This is a genomic window from Sphingobacterium sp., from assembly GCF_039596235.1.
Taxonomy (GTDB): domain Bacteria; phylum Bacteroidota; class Bacteroidia; order Sphingobacteriales; family Sphingobacteriaceae; genus Sphingobacterium.
In genome coordinates, this window is the sequence record NZ_JBCNKE010000002.1 from 120,590 (window position 1) to 144,908 (window position 24,319).

General features: G+C 41.0%; 21 protein-coding genes. 10 read left to right on the forward strand and 11 right to left on the reverse strand.

Annotated features, from left to right (window positions below; genetic code table 11):
• Positions 1 to 13: 13 nt before the first annotated feature.
• Both ABDW32_RS04640 and ABDW32_RS04645 read right to left on the reverse strand, forming a co-directional pair.
• The gene (locus tag ABDW32_RS04640; RefSeq protein WP_343559920.1) at positions 14 to 1,612 is read right to left on the reverse strand and encodes a hypothetical protein; all 1,599 of its coding nucleotides are present in this window, start codon (positions 1,610 to 1,612) and stop codon (positions 14 to 16) included.
• Positions 1,613 to 1,682: 70 nt separating this feature from the next.
• A complete protein-coding gene (locus tag ABDW32_RS04645; RefSeq protein ID WP_343559922.1) occupies positions 1,683 to 2,843 on the reverse strand; it encodes a hypothetical protein in 1,161 nt (386 codons plus the stop codon).
• A 178-nt stretch (positions 2,844 to 3,021) separates the two neighbouring features.
• Here ABDW32_RS04645 and proS point away from each other — a divergent pair, with 178 nt between their 5' ends.
• From proS to agaR, 3 genes are all read left to right on the forward strand, one after another.
• Positions 3,022 to 4,494, forward strand: coding sequence for a proline--tRNA ligase (proS, locus tag ABDW32_RS04650; protein ID WP_343559924.1), 1,473 nt, complete (start codon positions 3,022 to 3,024; stop codon positions 4,492 to 4,494).
• A 12-nt stretch (positions 4,495 to 4,506) separates the two neighbouring features.
• The gene (locus ABDW32_RS04655) at positions 4,507 to 5,295 is read left to right on the forward strand and encodes a GDP-L-fucose synthase (RefSeq protein WP_343559925.1); all 789 of its coding nucleotides are present in this window, start codon (positions 4,507 to 4,509) and stop codon (positions 5,293 to 5,295) included.
• A gap of 233 nt (positions 5,296 to 5,528) precedes the next feature.
• A complete protein-coding gene (gene agaR, locus ABDW32_RS04660; RefSeq protein WP_077435476.1) occupies positions 5,529 to 6,290 on the forward strand; it encodes a transcriptional repressor AgaR in 762 nt (253 codons plus the stop codon).
• Positions 6,291 to 6,465: 175 nt separating this feature from the next.
• On the opposite strand, the gene ABDW32_RS04665 is transcribed toward agaR, so the two are convergent.
• The 3 genes from ABDW32_RS04665 to rpoN form a co-directional block, all read right to left on the reverse strand.
• The gene (locus ABDW32_RS04665; RefSeq protein WP_343559928.1) at positions 6,466 to 7,542 is read right to left on the reverse strand and encodes an agmatine deiminase family protein; all 1,077 of its coding nucleotides are present in this window, start codon (positions 7,540 to 7,542) and stop codon (positions 6,466 to 6,468) included.
• Positions 7,543 to 7,621: 79 nt separating this feature from the next.
• Complete coding sequence (locus ABDW32_RS04670) at positions 7,622 to 8,497, reverse strand: carbon-nitrogen hydrolase (protein ID WP_343559930.1); 876 nt, start codon at positions 8,495 to 8,497, stop codon at positions 7,622 to 7,624.
• A gap of 83 nt (positions 8,498 to 8,580) precedes the next feature.
• Positions 8,581 to 10,047, reverse strand: coding sequence for an RNA polymerase factor sigma-54 (gene rpoN / locus ABDW32_RS04675; RefSeq protein WP_343559932.1), 1,467 nt, complete (start codon positions 10,045 to 10,047; stop codon positions 8,581 to 8,583).
• Positions 10,048 to 10,563: 516 nt separating this feature from the next.
• Between rpoN and ABDW32_RS04680 the strand changes: the two genes are divergently transcribed.
• Positions 10,564 to 12,813 (forward strand): transglycosylase domain-containing protein, encoded by a 2,250-nt coding sequence (locus ABDW32_RS04680; protein ID WP_343559934.1) that lies wholly within the window; start codon positions 10,564 to 10,566, stop codon positions 12,811 to 12,813.
• Between the two features lie 99 nt (positions 12,814 to 12,912).
• Here the strand turns inward: ABDW32_RS04680 and ABDW32_RS04685 are convergent, their stop codons facing one another.
• Positions 12,913 to 13,236 carry a hypothetical protein gene (locus tag ABDW32_RS04685; protein ID WP_343559935.1) on the reverse strand — a complete coding sequence of 108 codons (324 nt, stop codon included), beginning with the start codon at positions 13,234 to 13,236 and terminating at the stop codon, positions 12,913 to 12,915.
• A 100-nt stretch (positions 13,237 to 13,336) separates the two neighbouring features.
• Between ABDW32_RS04685 and ABDW32_RS04690 the strand changes: the two genes are divergently transcribed.
• The 4 genes from ABDW32_RS04690 (at position 13,337) to infB (ending at position 19,215) form a co-directional block, all read left to right on the forward strand.
• Positions 13,337 to 14,113 (forward strand): LexA family transcriptional regulator, encoded by a 777-nt coding sequence (locus tag ABDW32_RS04690; protein ID WP_077435464.1) that lies wholly within the window; start codon positions 13,337 to 13,339, stop codon positions 14,111 to 14,113.
• Between the two features lie 139 nt (positions 14,114 to 14,252).
• Complete coding sequence (rimP, locus tag ABDW32_RS04695) at positions 14,253 to 14,717, forward strand: ribosome assembly cofactor RimP (RefSeq protein ID WP_343559939.1); 465 nt, start codon at positions 14,253 to 14,255, stop codon at positions 14,715 to 14,717.
• 6 nt (positions 14,718 to 14,723) lie between these two features.
• Positions 14,724 to 15,965 carry a transcription termination factor NusA gene (gene nusA / locus ABDW32_RS04700; RefSeq protein WP_046675481.1) on the forward strand — a complete coding sequence of 414 codons (1,242 nt, stop codon included), beginning with the start codon at positions 14,724 to 14,726 and terminating at the stop codon, positions 15,963 to 15,965.
• Between the two features lie 103 nt (positions 15,966 to 16,068).
• A complete protein-coding gene (gene infB, locus ABDW32_RS04705) occupies positions 16,069 to 19,215 on the forward strand; it encodes a translation initiation factor IF-2 (protein WP_343559941.1) in 3,147 nt (1,048 codons plus the stop codon).
• A gap of 144 nt (positions 19,216 to 19,359) precedes the next feature.
• Here infB and ABDW32_RS04710 read toward each other — a convergent pair whose 3' ends face one another.
• The 4 genes from ABDW32_RS04710 to ABDW32_RS04725 all read right to left on the reverse strand — a co-directional run bounded on the left by ABDW32_RS04710 (position 19,360) and on the right by ABDW32_RS04725 (position 22,284).
• Complete coding sequence (locus tag ABDW32_RS04710; protein ID WP_343559943.1) at positions 19,360 to 19,752, reverse strand: VOC family protein; 393 nt, start codon at positions 19,750 to 19,752, stop codon at positions 19,360 to 19,362.
• Positions 19,749 to 20,810, reverse strand: coding sequence for an NADH:flavin oxidoreductase/NADH oxidase (locus tag ABDW32_RS04715; protein ID WP_343559945.1), 1,062 nt, complete (start codon positions 20,808 to 20,810; stop codon positions 19,749 to 19,751). Before ABDW32_RS04715 ends, ABDW32_RS04710 begins: the two co-directional genes overlap by 4 nt.
• A 112-nt stretch (positions 20,811 to 20,922) precedes the next feature.
• Entirely contained in the window at positions 20,923 to 21,639 is a 717-nt protein-coding gene (locus tag ABDW32_RS04720; protein WP_343559947.1) for a 3-ketoacyl-ACP reductase, read from the reverse strand.
• 57 nt (positions 21,640 to 21,696) lie between these two features.
• The gene (locus tag ABDW32_RS04725; protein ID WP_254846204.1) at positions 21,697 to 22,284 is read right to left on the reverse strand and encodes an NUDIX domain-containing protein; all 588 of its coding nucleotides are present in this window, start codon (positions 22,282 to 22,284) and stop codon (positions 21,697 to 21,699) included.
• Between the two features lie 22 nt (positions 22,285 to 22,306).
• Here ABDW32_RS04725 and pyrE point away from each other — a divergent pair, with 22 nt between their 5' ends.
• Entirely contained in the window at positions 22,307 to 22,957 is a 651-nt protein-coding gene (pyrE, locus tag ABDW32_RS04730) for an orotate phosphoribosyltransferase (protein WP_343559950.1), read from the forward strand.
• Between the two features lie 16 nt (positions 22,958 to 22,973).
• Positions 22,974 to 23,372 (forward strand): SRPBCC family protein, encoded by a 399-nt coding sequence (locus tag ABDW32_RS04735; RefSeq protein ID WP_077435450.1) that lies wholly within the window; start codon positions 22,974 to 22,976, stop codon positions 23,370 to 23,372.
• Between the two features lie 60 nt (positions 23,373 to 23,432).
• Here the strand turns inward: ABDW32_RS04735 and ABDW32_RS04740 are convergent, their stop codons facing one another.
• Positions 23,433 to 24,149: a superoxide dismutase gene (locus ABDW32_RS04740; RefSeq protein ID WP_077435448.1), complete on the reverse strand. Its 717-nt coding sequence runs from the start codon at positions 24,147 to 24,149 to the stop codon at positions 23,433 to 23,435.
• Between the last annotated feature and the right edge of the window lie 170 nt (positions 24,150 to 24,319).

The following is a 24,319-nucleotide window of genomic DNA, read 5'->3' on the forward strand; positions in this document are numbered from 1 at the left end:
TGAGAAAAATCGCTTAAAATTTTGAACCGATTGTCAACACGACATTTGTTCGTTGATTTTTTATATCTGCGGCAGGGCTAGCCGTGTTCCAAAAATCTTCAGCTATCGTATAAGGGCTTTCTTTGTAATTGACAGCATTATAAGCTCCTGTCAAATCGATATACATCCCACGACCTAGTTTTGCACCTATACCCACAGAAGCGGTATAATTTGTATAATCTGCATTTTTATAGGGATTACCGCTATAGTTGAAACCAGCTCTACCACTAAAGACGTTGTCAAACAAAACTTCACCACCGATACGCGCATTAAATGCACCTTGGTACGTGTTTTTAATGTTTTGGTTCATGTCTTTTTCCAGGTTTTTATTAGCAGCCCCAGCATCTTTGAAACGCATCGCTTCATAATCCACCCATTCCACATCCGCGGTAATCAAGCCTCTGGAAAATACCTGACTGGCGCCTACGGAGAGTTTATATGGTGTATTCATATTATACTCTAAATAGCTATAACCTGCTTTATCGCTGGTGCGGTATTCTTTAAAAGACTTATCTTCATTTGGCTTAAAATAACGGAACTCCGAATTGCTGTAAGACTCATCTCTGACGCTCATAAATGTAGGTGATTTCGCTGTAAAACCCATACTGAAGGTAGGTGTAAACTTGTAGATTACCCCTAATTTGAAATCTACACCTGTACCGTCGGTCACTTGTGCATAGTCATCGTACAGCTCATAATCTTTGTCCAACATTTCACGTTTACTAGCATATTCCGCGCCTGGTTTTAAGAAGTCGGACTTTGGATTCGCTTTTGTCATTTGTGCGACATTCATTGTCTGACCATACTCTGTAAACCAGCTTGAATTGTCATAACTAAAAGCTGTAAATCCCAACGCTGCCCCCAAGTACAATTTATTGCTGTAGTTTGCTCCGAAAGACAAGACAGATTCGGATTTACTGCCCTTCTCAAGGATGGAATTTACTTGATTAAAACCATCTTTTCCATTATAGTTACCAAAACTCGTAATAGGTAAATAGGATCCTTGTTTCTCAGGATCTACATCAAATAATAAAGAGTTGCCGTAGACTTCCTGGCCCCAGCCACTCAATCCCCCTGGTGCAGATAAACGGTCCGAATAAGCATCTGTTATTGAACTGGTGTTATTAACACCTTTATATTCAAGTAGGTTGTTGTAGACGTAATTGCGGTTGTAAGCAATACCAACATTAAAGTTCAACCAACCTGTTTCGAGGTTTCCTCCATTCCGGTAAGTTGGCAAATGAAAAACAATTCCAGCGTTATCCAGGTTGAAATTGTTTTTGCTGCTGGTATTATTCTGTCCAAAATAATCGGTTTTATTTTTATTATTGAGGTATCTACCTGTTACGGAAATATCTGATTGATTAAAATATCCTAAACCAGCCGGGTTGCCTGTAATTGAACTAATATCACCACCCAAAGCGGTCGAAGCATTTCCCATAGCCTTGAAACGAGCAGTACCGCCATTGTCCCCTTGGGAAAATAGAAACACATCTTTCGTGTATTGCGCCTGAGCGGTCCCTGCTGCACCGATTAAAAATGCAGTTCCAAAAAGTAATTTTTTGATTGTCATAAGCTAAAATATCGTCTATAATAAGCAGTAGCACACAGGGTATGTATGCTACTGTAAGCTATTTTTATTACTAGCGTGTCCGTCCACCGCTGGATCTGGTGCTACCACCGCCACCGCCAGAAAATCCGCCACTGGATCTCGTGCTACCGCCACCTGAAAATCCGCCACTTGAGCGCGTAGACCCACCATCATAACTTCTTGTTGGCGGAGTGTAAGATGGCCTTGATGTTGAACCTGGATTACTTGAACGGGTTTCCATGGAACGGCTCATTGGACGGGAAACATCGCCATAACCTGTACGGGTTCTGGAAGTTCCATTTGAGCTCCGCATATTTGGATAAGTTCCATTGGATCTATCAGAACTCCGTGTTCTGCCACCATCCGTATATCCGCCTCTCGTTGAGATACCATCCGTAGACCTGGTTCTACCATTTGATCTGTCATAGGAGGAAGAACTACGTGATATAGAACCGTCAGATGATCTTGTTCGACCACCGGCACTTGATCGTGTACTAGCTACTGAAGTAATACGTCCTCTGGAATCGCGGGCTACACCCCTGCGGTCATAATTTCCCGAACTTCTGGTGCGGGAAGAAGAGGTCCGTACATTGTAGTTGTCTCTATAACTTGATCGGGATGAAGCATAATAGGGTCTTGAACTGCCCCAGTAGCCACCGCCCCAGTAACCGTTACCATACCAGCCAGATCCCCAGTAGCCGCCATACCAGCCACCCCAAGGGCGATAGCCACCGTACCAAGGAGATCCCCAGCCCCAACCGGAACCCCAGCCCCAGCCAAAGCCAAGAGACCATGAAGAACCCCAGCCTGAATTCCAGCCCCAGCCTAAACCAAGAGAAGGTCCATAGCCATACCAACCGCCGAAGCCATAGCCATACCATGGATCGAAGAACGGATCAAAATAGGTCATTCCTGGGGTTGCATAATAAAACCTGTTTATACGGTTTGCATATTCTAGATCTTCGTAAGAATCATTGTTATAATCCTGGTCTGAATATTCGTCATCATAATAACCACCCTGCGCTTGTCCTCCCTGTTGAACCTGATCTGCATCTGTGTAATAGTAATCCGGACTTTGATAGACTTTCTGTCTCGCCTGTCCATTACTGCCATAGACATCGTCGCTATAGATTTGCCTACTCGTACCGCAGGAACCTAACATAAGTGCTCCTGTCATGGCAAGTGCTCCGATAAATAATCTATTTTTTTTCATAATATCCTAAATCGTTATTTTCGATTATACAGCCTTATTTACTATCTTAGACGCAAATTTCTCGAGGGGGTTTAATCGAAGTAATCAAAAATACAAATATTTTTTATTGAACGCTTTTTGTATTGGAAATACAGACGAGATTTAACGTAATAATGTTACAATAATTTATCAATTTCATATGAGTAAAGGAATAACAAGTCGTGCAGAAGATTATTCGCAATGGTACAATGAACTTGTGATCAAAGCTGATCTGGCTGAAAATTCAGCTGTACGCGGCTGTATGGTAATCAAGCCATACGGATATGCTATCTGGGAAAGAATGCAAGCGATTTTAGACAAGAGATTTAAAGAAACAGGCCATAGCAATGCTTATTTTCCTTTATTCATCCCCAAGTCGTTTTTTTCTAAAGAAGCAGCCCATGTGGAGGGTTTTGCAACGGAATGTGCGGTAGTCACACATTATAGATTAAAAAACGATGGTACCGGTAAGATTGTGGTGGATGAAGATGCAAAATTGGAGGAAGAGTTAATTGTACGTCCGACTTCTGAAACGATTATATGGAATACTTACCGTGGTTGGATCGAATCTTACCGTGACCTCCCAATTTTGGTTAACCAATGGGCAAATGTGGTCCGTTGGGAAATGCGCACGCGTCTTTTCCTGCGTACAGCAGAGTTTTTATGGCAGGAAGGCCACACAGCACACGCAACTCGGGAAGAGGCCATTGAAGAGACAGAACGTATGCTTGATGTCTATGCTGAATTTGCTGAAAATATTTTAGCCGTACCGGTTGTACGTGGACGGAAAACGGAAAACGAACGCTTCGCCGGGGCCTTGGATACCTATTGTATCGAAGCACTTATGCAAGATGGAAAGGCGTTGCAAGCTGGTACATCACATTTTCTTGGGCAGAACTTTGCGAAAGCTTTTGATGTGAAATTTACTTCTAAAGAAGGAAAGCTGGAGCATGTTTGGGCAACATCATGGGGTGTTTCTACCCGTTTGATGGGCGCATTGATTATGGCACACTCCGACGATCAAGGGTTGGTATTGCCGCCAAAGTTGGCACCCATTCAGGTTGTTATTGTTCCGATCTTTAAAACTGAAGAAGAAAAAGCGCAGATTGACACATTCGTGGACCAGTTAATGGGCGAGTTGAAGATCAAGGATATTTCGGTGAAATACGATGACCGTGATACACAACGCCCCGGCTTCAAATTCGCGGAATGGGAATTGAAGGGTGTGCCTGTCCGTGTTGCTGTTGGTGCGCGAGATATGCAAAATGGAACTGTAGAATTGGCACGTCGTGATACCCAAACAAAAGAAACGGTAGCACAGGAAGGATTGGCCGGCAATATCGAACAGCTGTTGCAGGCAATACAGGAAAATATTTACCAAAAAGCATTGGATTTCAGAGCCTCCCATTTTACCGAGGTAAATTCTTATGATGAATTTAAAGAAGTGCTGGAAGGTAAAGGTGGATTTATCTCCTGCCATTGGGATGGGACCACAGAAACAGAAAAACGTGTGAAAGAGGAAACAAAGGCTACAATCCGTTGTATTCCTTTGGATGCCAAAGAGGAGGAAGGTGTATGTATCTTCACGGGTAAACCTTCTCGCCGCCGCGTTTTATTTGCAAAAGCTTATTAATCTTGTGATCTTATGCGGATACTCATTTTAGGATGTGGCTGGCTGGCAGAATCATTTGCCATGGTTATGAAACATCAGGGACATGAGGTCTGGGCAAGTACGACACAAGATGAAAAATACCATCGGCTTAAAACTGATGGTATTTTTTCGTTTATTGCTGACTTTGATCAAGGTCATACCTTGTCTAATGTACTTCTTCCAGACCGGTTCGACTTTGTGTTAAATAGTATTCCTGCCAGCCAAAAAAATAGTCTTTCTGGATTAGAGGTGCGTTTTTTGAATATTAAGAGATTTCTTGAAAACATCCAATGGACCAAACAGGTGTTTTTAAGTTCCGTTGGAATTTATCCGGATAAAGATGTTGTCTATCATGAATTGGATTCAGCCGGAATAGAATTGTCCGAAAAACTTTTTTTGGCGGAGCAGCTGATGTTGCAACTGCCCAACACTTGTATATATCGACTTGGTGGCTTATTTGGTAAAAACCGCATTTTTGCCAAGTACTTTGCCAATCGCATCTGTACAACGGGTGAACAGCCTGCTAATTTTGTTCATCTGGATGATGTTGTGCAGCTGATTAGTTTGGCTTCTGTTAAGGACCTAAGACATGCCGTTTATAATGTTGTGGCCCCAATGCACCCAAAGAAAAAGGATGTGATCCTGGCCTCTGCGCGAAAGTATGGTTTCGATCTGCCATTGCGGTTTGAACCAGGGGATCATTTTCAAAAAGTAGTAAGTGGAAGCCTGCTTCAAAAAGAGCTTGATTATCAGTATATTTGGCCCAATCCCTTGGAGTTTTGAATTTTGAAACCCAAAAAGGTTATCTTTTTAGAATAAAGTATAATTCTCTTTGTACAGAGTATAAATAATTAAATAAATTCGTTATTTTAACGTCAGTTCTACTAGGGAAATTGGTATAGAATATCTGAAGCTACGATCCATTAATGATTTTCGTTGATATTTTATATTTTCTTAATGTATCTGTATAGATAAACAACTGGTAGATTTAATATTTTAGCGCATATAAAAGAACCATGACAAACGTAGAGCGACATCAATATATTTTAAAACAATTAAAAGAGGTAGGTATAGTCCAAGTGATTGACCTATGCGAGGAACTGGGTGTATCTTCTGTTACTATCCGCAAGGATCTCACGCTCTTAGAAGAGAGTGGGCTGCTTTTTCGGACGCATGGCGGAGCGACACAATACAATCCGTATACGACGGATCGGACAGTATTTGAAAAGGAGAAACTTCGCTCGGACGATAAAAGTAGAATCGGGAAGAAAGCGGCTGAGATGATTGAAGAAAATGATTCAATTATTATCGCTTCCGGTACAACCATGCAATCGCTGGCCAGGCAGATTGTACCTAAGGGAAATATCACTGTGGTCACTTCGGCGCTGAACGTTGCCATGGAGTTGATTAAATATCCATCAGTTGAAATTATGCAGATGGGAGGGACCTTACGAAAAACTTCTACTTCAGTGACCGGAAAATATGCTGAAAATTTACTGCATGATTTTTATTGTAGTAAATTGTTTTTAGGGGTGGATGGAATAGATCTGGAGTATGGTGTGTCAACATCCAGTGCACAGGAAGCCCAATTGAATCGTATCATGATCGATACGGCTCAAAAGGTAGTTGTCCTAGCGGATTCGTCCAAATTTGGAAGACGCAGCTTTGGACGGATTTGTGGCTTTGAAAAAATTGATATATTAATTACAGATGATAAAGTGAATGCCGGATTTGTTGAATCGTTGGAGAAGTCCGGTGTGCATGTGGTTGTTGTCTAAGGTTCTATCGGTACAGGATAAATTGTTGCGATAAGCTGATGTCAGTATTGTCGGAAGTAAGCAGCAAAACTTCGCTACAGAAAGATCTAATTAATAATGCTTGTAATAAGCAGTTTATATAAACAGAAAGGTTTCTTAATCGATTAAGAAACCTTTCTGTTTATAAGTATTACCTTTAGTTGAGTGCGGGCTCTTGCTGGCTCAAACAATGAAAACTGCCTAGTCCCCAGATAATATCGACGGAATTAATTCCGATAACTTTTCGTGTCGGAAAGCATCCCTGAATAATATCCAATGCTTTTTGGTCATTGGCATCGTTGAAAATCGGAACAACGACGACATCATTTGCAATATAAAAATTTGCGTATGATGCCGGCAGTCTGGTGTCCTCATAGATTACCGGTGCGGGCATCGGTAGTTCGACGATATTAAGTGCTTCTCCGTTTAATAATCTGAAGGAACGAAGTGTTTCCAGATTCTCCTGAAGGATAGCATAATTTTCATCGTCCGGATTTTCTTCGACAACAGTTAACACCGTGTTTTCATTGACAAAGCGCGTGATGTCATCAATATGACCATCGGTGTCGTCACCAATAATTCCGTCGCCTAACCATAATACCTGATCTTGTCCATAGAATTCTTTGAGGTAAGTCTCAATCTGTTCTTTTGTATAATCAGGATTTCTGTTTTCATTGAGCAGACATGCTGTTGTTGTCATCACTGTTCCGGCTCCGTTGAATTCGACAGAACCGCCTTCCATAACGATATTGGGTGTGAATAAAGGCAGGTTGAACGCTTTTGCTATGCGCGTAGGGACAACATCATCCAGATCGAAAGGCGGATATTTCCCGCCCCATGCATTATACCCCCAGTCAACAACAGCTTTTGCGTCGGAATTTTGATTGATCAGAAAAGCGGGACCGTGATCTCTGCACCAGGCGTCATTTGTTGGATTGAAATAAAATTCAATATTGCTAAAATCAGCAGTTACTTTTTTCAATGCTGCAATAGCGAATGTTTTCATGTCTTCGTCTGCAACATTGATTCGGACCTTCTGTCCAGCTGCAACAGCTTTAATAAATTCACAATAAGGCTGGTATATGGTATCAATTTTTCCAGGCCAAGATTCCTCTTTATGCGGCCAGCTCAACCACAGGGCTTCTTGTTTTGCCCATTCTGCGGGAAACGAAAAACCTTGTTTTTTGGGTGAGTTATCAAAATATGCCTGTGTGAAAGTGCTTTCTTGTTCCATGCGTTAAAATGTAAAAAGCCATTTTAATCTGTTTTTCTTTTGATGAATTACAAATTAAAATGGCCAATATGATTTGATATTAGTCTTCGTCGATAAAACGTTTGGTGATTGGAGAATATGTCTCAATTCTACGATCTCTCAAGAATGGCCAATGTTTTCTGAAATAGTCGGATTCAGCTAGATCCAGTTCAACTACTTCAATTTCTTCTTTATCGTGAGAAGCGAGGTACAACAGTTTACCTTGTCCATTTGTAACAAAGCTGCCGCCCCAAAATTTCATGGCGCCATCCTGTTCAAATCCAACACGGTTAACAGCTACCACAGGCACACCGTTTGCTACCGCATGCGAGCGCTGAATGGTTTGCCATGCATTGTATTGATCTCTGTTGGTTTCTTCATCCTGATCTGTGGCCCAGCCGATCGCTGTAGGGTAGAATAGAATTTCAGCACCCATTAGGGCTGTGATTCTTGATGCTTCCGGATACCATTGATCCCAACAGATCAATATGCCGATTTTACCGAATTTTGTTTTAAACACTTTATAACCCAGGTCACCAGGTGTAAAATAAAATTTCTCGTAAAAAGCCGGATCATCGGGGATGTGCATTTTGCGGTATTTACCCAAATAGGAGCCATCAGCATCTAATACAGCGGTGGTATTATGATAAAGACCTTCAGCTCTTTTTTCAAATAATGAAGCGATAATAACGACTCCGGCTTCTTTCGCAACAGCAGACAGGGCATCGGTAGATGGTCCCGGGATAGATTCAGCCAGCGCGAAATTGTCATAATCTTCTACATCGCAGAAATATAAAGAGGTAAAGAGTTCTTGCAGACACACAATTTGCGCACCTTTTGCAGCGGCTTCTTTTACTTTAGCGATTGCTTTTTCGAGATTCTCTTGTTTGTTTGCGGTACAGCTCATCTGTACAACTCCAACTTTTACTTTGCTCATTCCTTAATGCTTGTTTAATTCGAGCACAAAGATACTATTCTTAATTTAGATTTGATTGTCACCCGAAAAACAAAAAAGAGCTCTTAGAGCTCTTTTCTTAATCTTGCGACTGGTATGTTTAATGCTTCACGGTATTTGGCTACTGTTCGACGGGCGATATTGTAGCCTTTTTCTTTCAGTATTTCCGTTAGCTTCTCGTCGGCAAGCGGTTTGCGCTTATTTTCTTTGGCGATGCATTCCTCCAGTATTTTCTTGACTTCCTTATTTGAGACTTCTTCCCCGGAGTCTGTTTGGATAGCTTCGGAGAAAAATGACTTTAATAAAAATGTTCCGAATTCGGTTTGCACATATTTTGAATTCGCCACGCGGGAGACGGTCGAGATATCCATATCGATCTTATCTGCGATGTCCTTCAAGATCATGGGTTTTAATTTACGGTCATCTCCGGTAAGGAAATAATCGTATTGATATTCCATGATGGCATTCATGGTTTTAAGTAGGGTCTGCTGGCGTTGCTTGATGGCATCAATGAACCATTTTGCCGAATCGAGCTTTTGCTTGACGAACTGTACTGCTTCTTTCATCTTCTTGTCCTTCTGATCGGATTTCTCGTAGTGCTCGAACATATGCTGATAATCCCGGCTGATGCGGAGTTCAGGCGCATTGCGTCCATTGAGCGTCAGATGAAGGGTGCCGTCGTTATTGCTAATATGAAAATCGGGGATGATATGAAGTTGTTTACCCGCAACTGCTCCCGAATCACCTGGTTTGGGATTCAGTTTTAGGATTTCATTAACGACGTTTTTCAAGTCTTCAGATGAAACTCCCAGTGATTTTTCAAGTTTGTCGTAATGTTTCTTTGTGAATTCATCTAAATAATTGGCCACGACCTTAATTGCGAGCTTGATTATAGGATTGTTGGAATCTTTCTTTTGCAATTGTATCAAAAGGCATTCCTGCAAATCTCTGGCGCCAATACCTGCAGGCTCAAAATCTTGGATTACTTTGAGCATTTCCAACACTTCATGTTCTTCGGTCATTACATTTTGACCGAAGGCTAGATCATCTACCAGATTGATGATCGGACGACGCAAGTAGCCGTCATCATCCAGGCTGCCAATAATCTGCTGACCAATTAAAAAGTGCTTATCATCTAAAGCGAGGAGGTCTAATTGTTGTTGTAACTGTTCATAGAATGAATGTTGGATGGCCACGGGCATTTCTTTCCGTTCATCATCATCATCACCATAGTCATATCCATTACCATAATCTTTGTAGTCGTCCTCTTGTATATAGTCTTCCAAACTGAAGTCATCTGAGTCGAATCCTTCTTCGTTGTCGAAGTTGTCATCCGGATCTTTATCCGGATATTCTTCTATTGGATCCGTCATATTAGTCAAGCTACCATCTTCTAACGCAGGGTTTTCTTCTAATTCTTCTTTTATTCGGGCATCTAATGAAACTGTTGGTACCTGCAACAATTTAATAAATTGAATTTGTTGTGGAGACAGTTTTTGTAATAGCTTTTGTTGTAATGTCTGTTTTAACATGCTAATAGTTGACTAGTTTACATCTAAATTTAAACAAATATCATTATTATTTTAAAATAAAATAGATAATAAATCAAAAGTAGGTATAATATTTGCGGAACCCCGCAACTAACCCGCTGGTTCAAACAGCGTCCTTATACATTTTTCTTTTGTTGCTTTAATTTCATGGATCTGAAATAATGGGGCTATTAAAAGGCTTTTTTTGCCGATGGACATTATTGCAATAAGCGCTCGTCCTTTATTGTTAAAAAATGTAAATAGTTGATTACGGACATTTATTTAGTTGTATATTTAGCCCCTGAAACAGATATAGACGCATATTGAGCGGGAAATAAAACCTTTGTTGATTCAATATGTTGAATATAAGATAAATTTCCATTTATGTTTAGACGTATTAAGAATCGGATTCTTCGTTATCTCGTTATTGCAATATATTTCGTTATAGTTTTGGTCTGCGCTATACAACTTAATTTTTTGTGGCTTTTTGGCTACTCACCCACAAAAAAAGACATCATTATGCCCAGTGTCAACATTTCGACAGAATTGTATACTGCTGATAGTGTATTGATCGGTCGATATTTTGACGAGGATAGAAATCCAATCCCTTTTGACAGTATTCCTAAAACTGTTGTTAATGCGCTGATAGCAACTGAAGATGTGCGTTTTTATCAGCACAACGGGGTTGACTTTTTGGGCCTGGGATCGGGTATTATTTCAACATTAAAAGGTGATAAACGTGGTGCGAGTACAATTACGCAACAGCTGGCCAAGAATCTTTATCGCACGCGCTATAATAAGGCCGGAGGTTTATTGACCCGTTTACCAGTAGCAGGTTTGGTGATTACCAAATTCAAAGAGTGGATGACCGCTTACAAGCTGGAGCAGCGGTATACAAAAAATCAGATTTTAGAAATGTATCTTAATACAGTTTCTTTCAGCAATAATGCATATGGTATAGAAACGGCTGCAAAACGTTATTTTTCAAAGGGAGCAAATCAATTGAATCAAAACGAAGCCGCGGTATTGATCGGCATGTTAAAGGGAACAACCTTATATAATCCGATTAGAAATCCTGAAAATGCATTTGACCGTAAAAATACGGTGTTGGGCCAGATGCATAAGAGTGGTTTTCTAAAAAAGGAAGAGTTTGATGCATTGGTCAAAGAAAAGATCGTTTTAAATACCAATAATCAAGATGTAAATGCCGGGGGTGATTCCTATTTACGTACCGCTGTGGCTAAATGGTTGGAGAAATGGTCAGAGGAGAATAATTACGATATTTATACCGATGGTTTAAAGATCTATACAACGATTAATTCAAAACTTCAGAAACATGCCGAGGAGGCTGTGGCAAAACAGATGGCTGAATTACAGCAGCGTTTGAACAATACCTGGGAGGGGCAGGAACCCTGGCGGGATCTCTCTGGAAAAGTGATACCAAACTTTTTGGAGAACCTAGCGAAGAAAACACCTTATTACGAGTTTCTGAGTAAAAAATATGCCAATACACCAGACAGTATCAATTTCTTCTTAAATAAGAAGAAAAAAATGGAAGTGTACAATTGGAAGGATGGGGGGAAGGTCGAAAAGGAAATGTCTACGATGGATTCCCTGAAATATTATGCCATGATGTTGAATGCGGGTATGATGTCCATGGATCCCTATTCAGGTGAAATTAAAGCTTGGGTAGGTGGGATAGATCATCAGTATTTCAAATATGATCATGTGATGCAGGCGAAACGGCAGGCGGGGTCTACATTTAAGCCTTTTGTTTATCTGGCAGCTTTGGAGTCCGGAATGTCGCCTTGTGATAAGATCACGGATAAACCTGTTACCATAAAGATTGACAAAGGAGATTCCGTCGAAGTGTGGGAGCCTAAAAATGCAGATTGGAATTTTTCCTATCGGGAGATGTCCCTGCGTCATGCGATGGCCAGATCCATCAACTCGGTTACTGTTCAGTTGACCGATATGGTAACACCTGCAAAAGTAGTGGACGCTGCACAGCGTTGTGGTATCACGAGTAAACTTAATCCGGTGGCATCCGTTGGCTTGGGGCCTAACGATGTTTCGGTCTTTGAGATGGTCAACGGTTACTCGACGATGATGAACCATGGTGAGCGCGTAACGCCGATATTGGTTTCTAAAATTGAAGATCACGATGGAAATGTGATTGCGACTTTCCAGGCGGAGCGCAAGCAAGTTGTCGATAAACAGGATGCCTGGTTGATGACCTATATGTTGCGTGGTGGGATGGAAGAACCTAGAGGTACCTCGCAGGGTTTATGGGAATGGGATCTTTTTGATAAAGAAAATGAAATCGGCGGAAAGACCGGGACTTCTTCCGAATACGTTGATGGTTGGTATATGGGAGTGACGAAGGATTTGGTTACTGGAATCTGGGTTGGGTGTGATGAAAGAAGCATACACTTTAAGAATTCGCATACGGGGGAAGGTTCCCGGACGGCTTTGCCTATATTTGGTGTGTTTTTGGAATCTGTTTACAAGGACAAGCAGTTAGGGTATAGTCAGGGTAAATTTCCTGAACCTACGGTTGAAATCACGAAGTCGTATAAATGTGAATCTCCACGTTATAGCGATCCGGAGCCGGAAAAAAGTGATTCGACACAAGTTGATGAGCAGACGGACGAGGGTTTTATTGGGCCTGAAGAAGAGTCTACAGAGGGTGGAGTTACTGAGCGTAATAACAATGAAGGTGGTGCCGGTGAAAATACGGGTGTGCTGGAGAATACCACGTCAACTTAAATTTAGTAAAAACGTTTATCCTTTTTCGGATCTAGCATAGTATAACAAATAACGAGCTGCCTAATGAAAATTGGGCGGCTTTTTTATTTCTATGGATTACTAGGCCGCGAAATTGGTGCTTCTTTTTGGATAAGCTTGCTGCTGTTGCGGGTATAGGTTATTCCAGTTAGGGTTATTCTTGCGGATAACACGTTCTATTTGCATGCGCGTGAAGTTTTGTAATTCACTCATTCTCTTTTTTGCGTATGCTAATTGGGAAAACTCTTCAGAATAGATAATTCTGTTTAAATGTGGTCCCTGTTGAAGAATAAAATTATTGGCTTGTTGAAGCTCCATTACTGTGCTAAATATATTGGATGTGAAGTCAATCTCAAAGTACCTTCTGTTGTTGTCTGTTAAGATATATACGATAAATTTGCCCATAATACTAAATTATTTGGATGTTTAATTTTTATTTACTAATTTTATTGGCACAATATTACTAATAAAATTAGTTTTTGTAAAATATTTTTGAAAAAATAATATGGCAAATATTTCATCCAACTTGAAATTCCTTCGAAAAGGAAAGAAACTTACACAGCAGCAATTTGCTGATATCATGGAGATTAAACGAGCTTCGGTCGGTGCATATGAAGAAGATCGGGCGGAGCCTAAATACGAATTGCTGAAAAAAATTGCCGAGTTTTATGGGTTAACCATGGATGAATTGGCGAATGATGTGATTGATGAGAAGTGGAAGCCAGTGCCTAAAAGTAATGCGTCAAATCTTAGGGTATTAAGTGTGACTGTCGATGGTAACGATCGTGAAAATATTGAGCTTGTGCCCGTTAAAGCGAGTGCTGGTTATTTAAACGGTTATGGTGATCCGGAATATGTTGCTGAGCTTCCGAAATTTTCGTTGCCCATGTTTGGACAGGGAACTTTTCGGGCTTTTGAGATTAAAGGAGATTCGATGTTGCCCCTGCCCTCGGGTTCGATTATTGTGGCAGAGTATGTTGAAAACTGGCATGATATAAAACCTGGGCTTACCTATGTAGTTGTATCTCGGGAGGAGGGTGTCGTCTATAAGCGTATCGCGTTTAAATTTAAGGAGGATAAAGGCTTAAAGCTCGTATCTGATAATAAAACATATGAACCTTACTGGGTTGAGACTCCCGATATTCTTGAAGTTTGGAAGGCAAAGGCTTTTATTAGTACACAGCTGCCTGAACCAACACCTGAGCCGACAATGGAAACCTTAACCAGTATGATGGCGCAAATGCAGAAAACAATTAATGCAGTTGTTGATAATTCGAAATAATAGAAAAAATACTTTCGCAGTTGTTTGGGGATTTGTTTTTTATTTTATAAAATACTATATTTGCATATCTGAAAGGAAGGGGGCTCGTATTGCCCCCTTTTTTTAATACAATTAATTTAGCATTCTAGGCAGTAGAACAATGCAAGATGTAGAAAAAAGAGTCATTGAACTCATAGCGGAAAAAATAGCAGATCGCGAGGATTTGTTTATTGTTAGTGTAAAGATGCGTCCGAATAAGATTTTGGAAATTCTCTTGGATGGAGATAATGGTGTTAATATTGATGATTGTGCGCAGGTGAGCCGCCATGTCGGTTTTCATTTAGAGGAGGAAAATGTCATTGATAATGCCTATCGTTTGGAGGTTTCGTCGCCAGGTATTGATTCAAATTTTGTCAATAATCGTCAATATCAAAAAAATATCGGCCGCACCGTGCAGGTTAAGTTGGGTGACAACACTAAAATCGAAGGAACCTTATTATCGGTTGATGAGACAAAGATTAAAATTCTTCAAAAAGTAAAAGAAAAAGGTAAAAAAGCGCAGGAGGTGGAAAAAGAACTTCCTTTTGATCAAATAAAAGCAACAAAAGTGGTAATTTCATTTTAAAAAATAATGAGTAACAGCAACATCAATCTGATAGACTCTTTTCAGGAGTTTAAGGAGTTTAAGAATATCGATAGACCTACGGTCATTACAGTATTGGAAGAGGTTTTTCGTAGTATGATCCGTCGTCGTTTTGGTACGGATGAAAATGTGGATGTTATCGTGAATCCAGATAACGGGGATTTGGAGATTTGGAGAACGCGGGTCGTTGTAGAAGATGAATTTTCTGAGGATGATGATCTTGAAATCGAGTTGGCAGAAGCAAGAAAACACGATGAGGATCTTGAAGTGGGGGATGATTTTATCGAACAGATCACATTGGAAAGCTTTGGACGCCGTGCTATTTTGGCGGCTCGTCAAACGCTTGTTTCTAAAGTGTTGGAGCTTGAGAAAGATGAGGTTTTCAAGAAATATAAAGATAGAGAAGGAGAGTTGGTCATTGGTGAGGTTTATCAGATCTGGAAGAAAGAGATTTTGGTATTGGATGAGGATGGCAATGAACTGATTTTACCGAAGTCGGAACAAATCCCTGCTGATTATTTCAAAAAAGGTGACGGTATCCGTGCGGTAGTACATAAAGTGGATATGATGAACAATAATCCGAAAATCATTATCTCACGTACTGCGCCTGCGTTTTTGCAACGTTTGTTTGAACTTGAGGTACCGGAGATTTTTGATGGTCTGATTACAATCAAGAAAATTGTCCGTGAACCTGGAGAGCGTGCTAAAGTGGCGGTTGAATCTTATGACGACCGTATTGATCCAGTTGGTGCATGTGTGGGTATGAAAGGATCTCGTATTCACGGTATCGTTCGTGAATTGCGTAACGAGAATATTGATGTGATCAATTTCACGACAAACCATTCCTTGTATATCGCCCGTGCTTTGAGTCCTGCTCGGATAAGCTCAATCAAAATCGATGAGGAAAATAAAACTGCTGCCGTATACTTAAAATCGGATCAGGTGTCCCTGGCTATTGGACGTGGTGGACACAATATTAAATTAGCGGGTAAATTGACTGGTTATGAGATCGATGTTTACCGTGAGAATGATGAATTTGATGAGGACGTGGATATCGAAGAATTCAGCGATGAAATTGAAAGCTGGGTGATCGATGAGTTGAAACGCGTTGGTTTAGACTCTGCAAAATCTGTGTTATCACTAAGCGAAGAAGAGCTGGTGAGACGTACCGATTTAGAGGAAGATACCATCCGTGAGATCGTACGTATATTGCAGGCTGAATTTGAATAAAATTCAGCTTGTTAAATTTTTTCCATCTAACATTCGGAATAAATTGGTTATGGATGGAAAAAAACATATTTTTGTAATTATATTAAAATAGTTTATATTATAGATGACTGAAGGAAAAGGAACAAACTTGCTTAAAGCAGCAAAAGAACTCAACATCGGGATACATACTGCCGTGGAATGTTTAGTGAAAAAGGGATATGACGTAGAAGCAAAGCCTAACACTAAATTGAGCGGAGAGATGTATGGTGTGCTGTTAAAAGAGTTTCAGGGAGACAAATCACTGAAAGATGAAGCTAAACAAATTGTTATTGGCAAAATTCGTCGTGAGGAGTCACCGTCCACTTCTCCTAAAGAATCGTCTAGAAATGAGGATTTCGAAGAACATGAAGAGCCAAAAGAGATCTTGGTTAAAAATACTGTAGAAATCCCATCTGCCAAAGAATCCGCTGCTGCCAAACCTGAAGAGCCTGTTCACCAAGGTGGTATGAAAGTGGTTGGCAAAATAGATCTTGATGCCCTGAATAGAGGGGGTAACAAGGCTAAAAAAGAGGAGTCTTCAAAGGAAGAACCTAAATTAGCGCAAGACCTACCGGAAGAGACTAAACCCGTAGAGAAAGTAATCGAGCCGAAAGAAACCGAAGTCAAAACACCGGTCATTGAAGCGAAAAAAGAAGAACCAAAGGTTATAGAGCAAAAAGCTGAAGTCGTGGCACCTCAGGTAGAAGCTCCAAAACCTGAAGTAGATAAAACTGAAGTAAAAGCAACTCCGGTTGTAGAGACAAAAACCGAACCTGTGAAGGTAGAAGAAAAGAAAAAAGACGAAACAGCAGCAAGAGCTGCTGTACCAGTAACTCCAACAGTGGAGCCTGTGAAAAAAGATGGCGATGATATTATTTCTGCACGTGCAGAAAGATTGACAGGTCCTAAAGTAATTGGTAAGATTGAATTACCTTCAGCTAGACCTTCGCACAAACCTGTAGCATCATCTTCAAATGCTGGCAACAATAATGAGAAACGTAAGCGTAAACGCACGAATCCAAATGGTCCAGTAAATCCGAATGCGGGACAAGGTCAGGGACATAACAACCAAAACCGAGGTCCTCGTGATGGAAATAATAACCAAAACCGCGACCAACAAGGAAACAGAGGTGCTGGTCAAGGTAACAACAATAATCCGAACAACCGTCCGGGACAAAACAACCAGCATTCTGGCAGACCTGGGCAAGGTGGAAATAACCAGCATCAAGGTAGACCGGGACAAGGAGGAGCGAGACCACAACATGGTCGTTTTGACAATAGAGGAAAAGGAAGACCTGTTGAAAATAAAGAGGAGCCTTCTGAAAAGGAAATCCAAGACCAAATCAAGGCAACACTTGCTCGTTTAAGTGGGGCAGGTAAATCTGGTAAATTTGCTCAACGTGCGAAATTAAGACGCCAAAAACGTGATGATGTCGCTCAACATGCGGAAGAAGCTGCAATGGAGCAAGAATTAATGGCAAAGGTATTGCGTGTTACAGAATTTGTTACGGCAAACGAGCTGGCAAATTTGATGGACGTTCAGGTCACACAGATTATCGCAACTTGTATGAGTTTAGGTATGTTTGTGTCTATCAACCAACGTCTGGATGCGGAAACTTTGGCTATTGTAGCAGATGAATTTGGTTATCAAGTTGAATTTATTAAACCTGAAGATGAGGAAACTGCGGAACTGGAAGAGCCAGATACTGAAGCAAATTTGGTGTCCAGAGCTCCAATCGTGACCGTCATGGGACACGTTGACCACGGTAAGACATCTTTGTTGGATTATATCCGTAAGGCAAACGTTACTTCTGGTGAAGCCGGTGGTATCACACAACATATTGGTGCATATGCCGTGAAATTAGATGACGATCGCAAAATTACATTTTTGGATACACCGGGTCACGAAGCCTTTACGGCGATGCGTGCGCGTGGGGCCAAAGTAACAGATATCGTTATTATCGTTATTGCAGCGGATGATGCAGTCATGCCGCAAACAAAAGAAGCGATCAATCACGCGCAAGCAGCTGGAGTACCAATTGTATTTGCATTTACGAAAGTAGATAAACCAGGAGCGAATCCAGATCGTATCCGCGAGCAGCTTTCTGCAATGAATATCTTGGTTGAGGACTGGGGTGGTAAATTCCAGGCACAGGAAATTTCTGCAAAAACCGGTGAGAATGTTGATCTTCTTTTAGAAAAAGTTCTTTTGGAAGCTGAAATGTTGGATCTGAAAGCTGATCCGAAAAAGCGTGCTGTCGGTTCAGTGATTGAAGCAGCTTTGGACAAGGGTCGTGGTATCGTGACTACAGTATTGATCCAAGGGGGTACTCTTCGTGTTGGAGATCCAATCTTGGCAGGTTCACATTCCGGTAAGGTGAAAGCTTTAACCAATGAAAGAGGTGAACGTGTTAAAGAAGCTGGACCTTCTGTGCCTGTACAGATATTAGGTATGGCTGGTGCACCGACAGCGGGAGATAAGCTTTATGTTCTTGAAAGTGAGTCCGAAGCGAGAACGGTTGCAAACAAACGTCTTCAGTTACAACGTGAGCAGGGCATGCGTGCAACAAAACACATTACCTTGGATGAGATCGGCCGCCGTTTGGCTATCGGTAACTTTAAGGAACTTAATATTATCGTGAAAGGTGATGTGGATGGTTCTATCGAAGCATTATCAGATTCACTATTGAAATTGTCAACAGATGAGATCCAGGTGAATATTATCCATAAATCCGTAGGGGCGATCTCTGAATCCGATGTATTGTTGGCCTCTGCCTCTGACGCGATCATCATTGGTTTCCAAGTACGTCCGACACAAAACGCACGTAAATTGGCTGAGAATGAGCAAATCGACGTTCGTTTATACTCGATCATCTACGATGCTATCGAAGAGATTAAATCTGCGATGGAAGGTATGTTGGCTCCGAAATTTGAAGAGAAAATTGTTGCTGAAGTTGAAATCAGAGAAACATTTAAAATCTCTAAAGTGGGTACTATTGCGGGATGTATGGTTAGAGAAGGTAAGATCAATAGAAATAATGATATCCGCATCATCAGAGATGGTGTCGTTATCCATACAGGTCGACTGGCTTCCCTTAAACGTTTTAAAGACGACGTGAAAGAGGTTGCACAAGGTTACGAGTGTGGTTTGAATATCGACCGATTCAACGACATTCAGGTAGGTGATATCGTTGAAGCTTACGAACAAGTAGAAGTCAAACGTAAATTGTAATATCCCGATTTACGATAAGATAAAAAAGCGTTGATGAAAGTCAACGCTTTTTTTGTTTTGAAGAGTCTGTTTACCAGCGTGGAGATAAAACCTTCAGCTGATTTTCATAGCTGCTGCTGCGTATAAGAGCAGAAAGTTTTGTTTCTAACGCTCATATAGTTCTATCGGAAGCTGATCAGGATCGGCAAAGAACGTAAATCTTTTTTGTGTTAGCTCGTCGATCCTTATCCGTTCATGTGCGATACCCGCCTGTTCTAATTTATGTATTTCCGCATCGAGGTTATCGACCTCAAAGGCTAAATGCCTCAAACCGGCGGCTTCAGGAAAACTCGGTCTGCTAGGGGGGGAGGGAAAGGAAAACAATTCAATGACGTAAGTTTCGTTGAGTTTTAAATCCAGTTTGTAGGAATCCCGCTCTGCCCGATAATGTTCCTGCCAGATTTCAAGTCCGAGGACCTCGGTGTAGAATTTTTTCGATCGTTGATAGTCACTGCATATAATCGCGATATGGTGTATTTTGTTTAAGCTTAATTTCATTTTGCTCTTTCGTATTGTTTTGGCCAAGGGATGTCTACTGATAATTCTTTTGCGAAGTGTAATGGAAGATGGGGATCATCCAAAAAGCCCCGGGCAATCATAATTAAATCTGCCTGATCTTTCTCAATAATATCGGCGGCCTGAGTAGCTGTTTTAATAAGTCCGACAGTAGCGGTCTTCGTTCCCGTTTTTTCTTTGATCGCTACAGCAAAAGGCAGTTGATAGGCGGGGCCAACATCAATTTTTTGATGTGAAACAGCTCCACCACTTGATACATCGACGATAGCGATACCCTGTTCTACCAAGAGCTTTGACAGTGCAATGGATTGATCCAGGTCCCAGCCACCCGGGGCCCAGTCTGTCGCAGAAATACGTACCCATAAGCTTTGTGTTGTTATTTCCTGTTTTACCCTTTTGATGATCTCCAGCAAGAAACGAATTCTGTTTTCAAATGTACCACCAAATTTGTCTGTTCTCAGGTTGCACAAAGGGGAGAGAAATTGGTGGATGAGGTAGCCGTGTGCTGCGTGGAGTTCGATGATTTCATAACCAGCTCGAATCGCTCTTTGGGTAGCTTGTCCAAACTGTTCGATGATTTCTTCGATCTCATTTATTTTAAGCTCTTTGGGAACGTGATCTGCCGAATGGAATGCCAAAGCAGATGGAGCAAGGGTCTGCCATCCTAGGGCTTCTGAAGGGGCAAATTGGCCACGGCCAAGCCAGGGCTTGTTGCTACTGGCTTTGCGGCCCGCATGCGCGAGCTGAATGCCGGGGATAGCATCATTTGCTTTGATAAAAGCTGTTATTTCTTTGAGTTTGTCAATATGCTGGTCATCCCATATCCCAAGATCTCCATAGCTGATTCGGCCTTCGGGCGCTACGGCTGTTGCTTCCTGTATGACTGCCGCTGCGCCACCAATTGCAAATTGACCAAGGTGGACAAGATGCCAGTTGTTTGCAAATCCCTCTTCAGCAGAATATTGGCACATGGGGGAGACGACTAAGCGATTTTTCAGATGCAGGGAACCGATGTTTAGGGGTGAAAATAGTTGACTCATAATTTTTTGTTTATTGTAAACATGAATTGGTGAACTTCCTTCCGGGGATGGTAATGATCAGAAATAATTTTATTGTGGGGTTTGGTATGTTTAAAGCCCCACAATAATAACCTTATGGATTTGTCGACCATAAAGAAGCTGATTTTAACATCGCTCTTCTAGGCAATTTTAAATTGGCAATAACCAATTCAGCGAAATCCTCCGGTTGTAATACTTTTTCTGGGTCACCGTTAGTTAGACCAAGGTCTATGGACATATCGGATGCAATGGTACTTGGTGTCAGGGTACAAACCCGAATGTTATTTTTACGTACTTCACGCATCAATGAATCGGCAAATCCAATGACACCAAATTTTGACGCGCTATAGGCGGATGTCGTAGCGGCCCCATTTAATCCGGCAGTAGAAGATACCATGATAATATCGCCCTGATTTTTTTCAATTAGCTGAGGCAGCACTGCTTTTGTAACAAAATAGGTCCCCAATAGATTAACATTGATTATCGCAGTCCAGTCTTGCACGTCCATCTCCATTACAGAGGCGAAGGAAGATATGCCCGCATTGTTGACAAGAATATCAAAGTCGCCAAAGGTTTCATTGAGGTTTTTAATTCCCTGCTGTACCGCCTCGTTATCTGACACATCAAATACGGCATAAGTAACAGCTGTACCTAAAGCGGTCAATTCGGCAGCAGTCTGTTTTAATGCTGTTTCGTTCCTTCCTGTAATTGCAACATGCACGCCTTCTTTAGCCAATGCAACAGCGATGGCTTTCCCAAGCCCTTTTGCTCCACCGGTCACTAAGGCCCTTTTTCCTGTTATATTTTCCATCGTATAAAAATAAGAATGATCTCCTGGATTACTGTCAAATGAACCTCAAAAGAAGGCTTATTTGAGCTTTTTGATGATGTTTTCTATAATCGGATAGGTGTTGGCCCTTACTTCGTCAAATTGCTCTATAGAACGCCATTCTGCCTTTGTAATGTCTTCAGCGGTTTGTGGTATGAGTTTGGGAACTTTATTAACGCCCATTTCATACCAGTTGGTTGCCTTTAATACAAATTCTCCATTACGTAAATAATAGGTGTGGTAAGATGTTACGATCTTTTTTCCCAGATAGTTGATTTTAATGCCACATTCTTCTTCTACTTCACGTACGGCAGCCTCTTTCATTTTTTCATTGTCTTCTACTTTGCCTTTTGGGAGATCCCATTTACCCAAGCGGTAGATAAAAAGGTAATCTCCGTCACCGTTTTTAACCAATCCGCCAGCTGCCTTGATGATTTTCAGCTTACTTTTTAAATTTTGAAATACGGTTTCGAAATCCTTATTGACGTAGAGATAGGTCTTTGGAACTTTATCAATTTCAGATTGTTTGAAAAGTTTTTGAAGTTCAATGTCTTGAATACTAATTGTTTGCGTATTTTTTGTTTTCGAAGGAACGAAATCGGCTAAAATTAGCACGGTTTCGTTCATATAAATTTTATAAATTTGCGCCATGAATAATTTAAATGAGGTTGAACAAAAAGTTGCTGAATCCTTATTGCAAATTAAAGCAATAAAATTGCAACCTAAAAGTCCTTTTATATGGGCATCGGGTTGGAAGTCTCCAATTTACTGTGATAACCGTATCACTTTATCTCATCCAGCGATACGTACGTATATTCGTCAGAAGCTTTCTAAGCTTATTCAAGAAGAGTTTGGATCCGTGGATATGATTTCTGGAGTTGCTACGGCGGGTATTCCACAGGGCGTGTTGGTTGCGCAGGATTTGGGCTTACCATTTTCTTATGTTAGAAGCTCAGCTAAAGATCATGGTCGTCAGAATATGATTGAAGGTGAGGTCGTTAGTGGTCAACGTGTAGTTGTGGTTGAAGATTTAATTTCGACGGGCAAAAGCAGCCTGATCGCAGTCAAAGCATTGCGCGAAGCAGGTTGTAATGTTGTCGGATTGGTTTCCATATTTACCTACGGATTACAACAGGCGACTGATAATTTTGCTGATGCGAAATGTCCTTACTTCAGCTTGTGTAACTACGATGCATTGATTCAAGTTGCTGCTGAAAATAGTTACGTATTGGAAGAGGATGTTGAAATTTTGAAAAAATGGCGATTGAATCCTGCGGGATGGGGTGAGAATTTTCAATAAAGAAATAATAACCGTTATGACTACTATTCAGAACACGACAGAAATCAGCAGAAATGTCAGCGAGGTATTTGCTTTTCTAACTGATCTCAATAATCATGAGCAGTTAATGCCCGAGAATATCTATAATTGGTCTTCCACAGCAGACGAAGCACGGTTTACCATTCAAAATATGGCAAAATTGGCGCTGAAAGTTGATGAGCGTGTAGAAAATCAAGTGATTAAATTGATTCCATCTGAAAAAGCTCCTTTTGAGGTAACATTGCGATGGGAACTGCAGGCATTATCGGATACGGTAACAAAGGCTACATTTATTATCGATGCGGATCTGAATATGATGATGAAAATGATCGCTGCAGGACCGCTTCAGAAACTGATTGACTTTCAGGTGAACAAGCTGAAAACTGTACTGGGATAGCAAGTTGTATTGCGGAGCATAACATAAAAAAGCCCGATCGTTAGATCGGGCTTTTTTATGTTATGCGATTCGTTCATTTACTTTTTTCCAGTTGACGACATTCCACCAGTTTTTGATGTAGTCTGCCCTCTTGTTTTGATAATGCAGGTAATAAGCGTGTTCCCAGACGTCAAGCCCCAGAACAGGGATGCCTTTTACTTCTGCAACATCCATTAATGGATTATCCTGATTTGGCGTAGAAGTTATTTTCAGGTTACCCGAATCGTCAAGAATCAACCAGGCCCAGCCTGAACCGAAACGGCTCGTTGCAGCAGCAGCAAATTGCTCCTTAAATTTGTCCAATGAGCCAAAGGCCTTATTGATCATCGTTAACACTTTTTCTGAGGGTTGACTTGCTTTGTCGGACAGACTTTCCCAAAAGAAATTGTGGTTCCATGCGCCACCGGCGTTATTTCTGGCTTTTGGCGAATATTTGGATATATTAGCTAAAAGCTGCTCTTCTGAAGTTTCCTTGATAGCTTCGGCAACAATGGCTTCGTTGACAGCATTGATATAGGCCACATGGTGCTTTGTATAATGGATTTCCATCGTCAGGGCATCAATATTGGGCTCCAATGCTGCATAACTGAAAGGTAACTTTACTTGAGAAAATTTTAAGGTAGCGGCATTTAATTCAGTTGCTTTCGCGGAAGCAATATCTTGTAATATTGATCCAGATACAGCAATACCCAATGTGGCTTTTGCTGCATTTTGAAGGAAGTTTCTGCGTGTTTGCATATAATCTTATTATAATAAGTTTCGATATAAATATAACGTGAAATTCCACAAATATTGTACGAGAATTGTCTGTCAATTGTAATACAACAAAATTGTTATAAATTGTCCGTGTGAACGCTATTTCTATTCCGGTTTTTACATTTGTGTAAGCCAAAATTCGACAGTATATT

Bases quoted from the DNA above. Each gene is read 5' to 3' on its own strand.
- ABDW32_RS04640 (WP_343559920.1), bottom strand. From the start codon at position 1,612: ATGACAATCAAAAAATTACTTTTTGGAACTGCATTTTTAATCGGTGCA.
- ABDW32_RS04645 (WP_343559922.1), bottom strand. From the start codon at position 2,843: ATGAAAAAAAATAGATTATTTATCGGAGCACTTGCCATGACAGGAGCA.
- proS (WP_343559924.1), top strand. From the start codon at position 3,022: ATGAGTAAAGGAATAACAAGTCGTGCAGAAGATTATTCGCAATGGTAC.
- ABDW32_RS04655 (WP_343559925.1), top strand. From the start codon at position 4,507: ATGCGGATACTCATTTTAGGATGTGGCTGGCTGGCAGAATCATTTGCC.
- agaR (WP_077435476.1), top strand. From the start codon at position 5,529: ATGACAAACGTAGAGCGACATCAATATATTTTAAAACAATTAAAAGAG.
- ABDW32_RS04665 (WP_343559928.1), bottom strand. From the start codon at position 7,542: ATGGAACAAGAAAGCACTTTCACACAGGCATATTTTGATAACTCACCC.
- ABDW32_RS04670 (WP_343559930.1), bottom strand. From the start codon at position 8,497: ATGAGCAAAGTAAAAGTTGGAGTTGTACAGATGAGCTGTACCGCAAAC.
- rpoN (WP_343559932.1), bottom strand. From the start codon at position 10,047: ATGTTAAAACAGACATTACAACAAAAGCTATTACAAAAACTGTCTCCA.
- ABDW32_RS04680 (WP_343559934.1), top strand. From the start codon at position 10,564: ATGCCCAGTGTCAACATTTCGACAGAATTGTATACTGCTGATAGTGTA.
- ABDW32_RS04685 (WP_343559935.1), bottom strand. From the start codon at position 13,236: ATGGGCAAATTTATCGTATATATCTTAACAGACAACAACAGAAGGTAC.
- ABDW32_RS04690 (WP_077435464.1), top strand. From the start codon at position 13,337: ATGGCAAATATTTCATCCAACTTGAAATTCCTTCGAAAAGGAAAGAAA.
- rimP (WP_343559939.1), top strand. From the start codon at position 14,253: ATGCAAGATGTAGAAAAAAGAGTCATTGAACTCATAGCGGAAAAAATA.
- nusA (WP_046675481.1), top strand. From the start codon at position 14,724: ATGAGTAACAGCAACATCAATCTGATAGACTCTTTTCAGGAGTTTAAG.
- infB (WP_343559941.1), top strand. From the start codon at position 16,069: ATGACTGAAGGAAAAGGAACAAACTTGCTTAAAGCAGCAAAAGAACTC.
- ABDW32_RS04710 (WP_343559943.1), bottom strand. From the start codon at position 19,752: ATGAAATTAAGCTTAAACAAAATACACCATATCGCGATTATATGCAGT.
- ABDW32_RS04715 (WP_343559945.1), bottom strand. From the start codon at position 20,810: ATGAGTCAACTATTTTCACCCCTAAACATCGGTTCCCTGCATCTGAAA.
- ABDW32_RS04720 (WP_343559947.1), bottom strand. From the start codon at position 21,639: ATGGAAAATATAACAGGAAAAAGGGCCTTAGTGACCGGTGGAGCAAAA.
- ABDW32_RS04725 (WP_254846204.1), bottom strand. From the start codon at position 22,284: ATGAACGAAACCGTGCTAATTTTAGCCGATTTCGTTCCTTCGAAAACA.
- pyrE (WP_343559950.1), top strand. From the start codon at position 22,307: ATGAATAATTTAAATGAGGTTGAACAAAAAGTTGCTGAATCCTTATTG.
- ABDW32_RS04735 (WP_077435450.1), top strand. From the start codon at position 22,974: ATGACTACTATTCAGAACACGACAGAAATCAGCAGAAATGTCAGCGAG.
- ABDW32_RS04740 (WP_077435448.1), bottom strand. From the start codon at position 24,149: ATGCAAACACGCAGAAACTTCCTTCAAAATGCAGCAAAAGCCACATTG.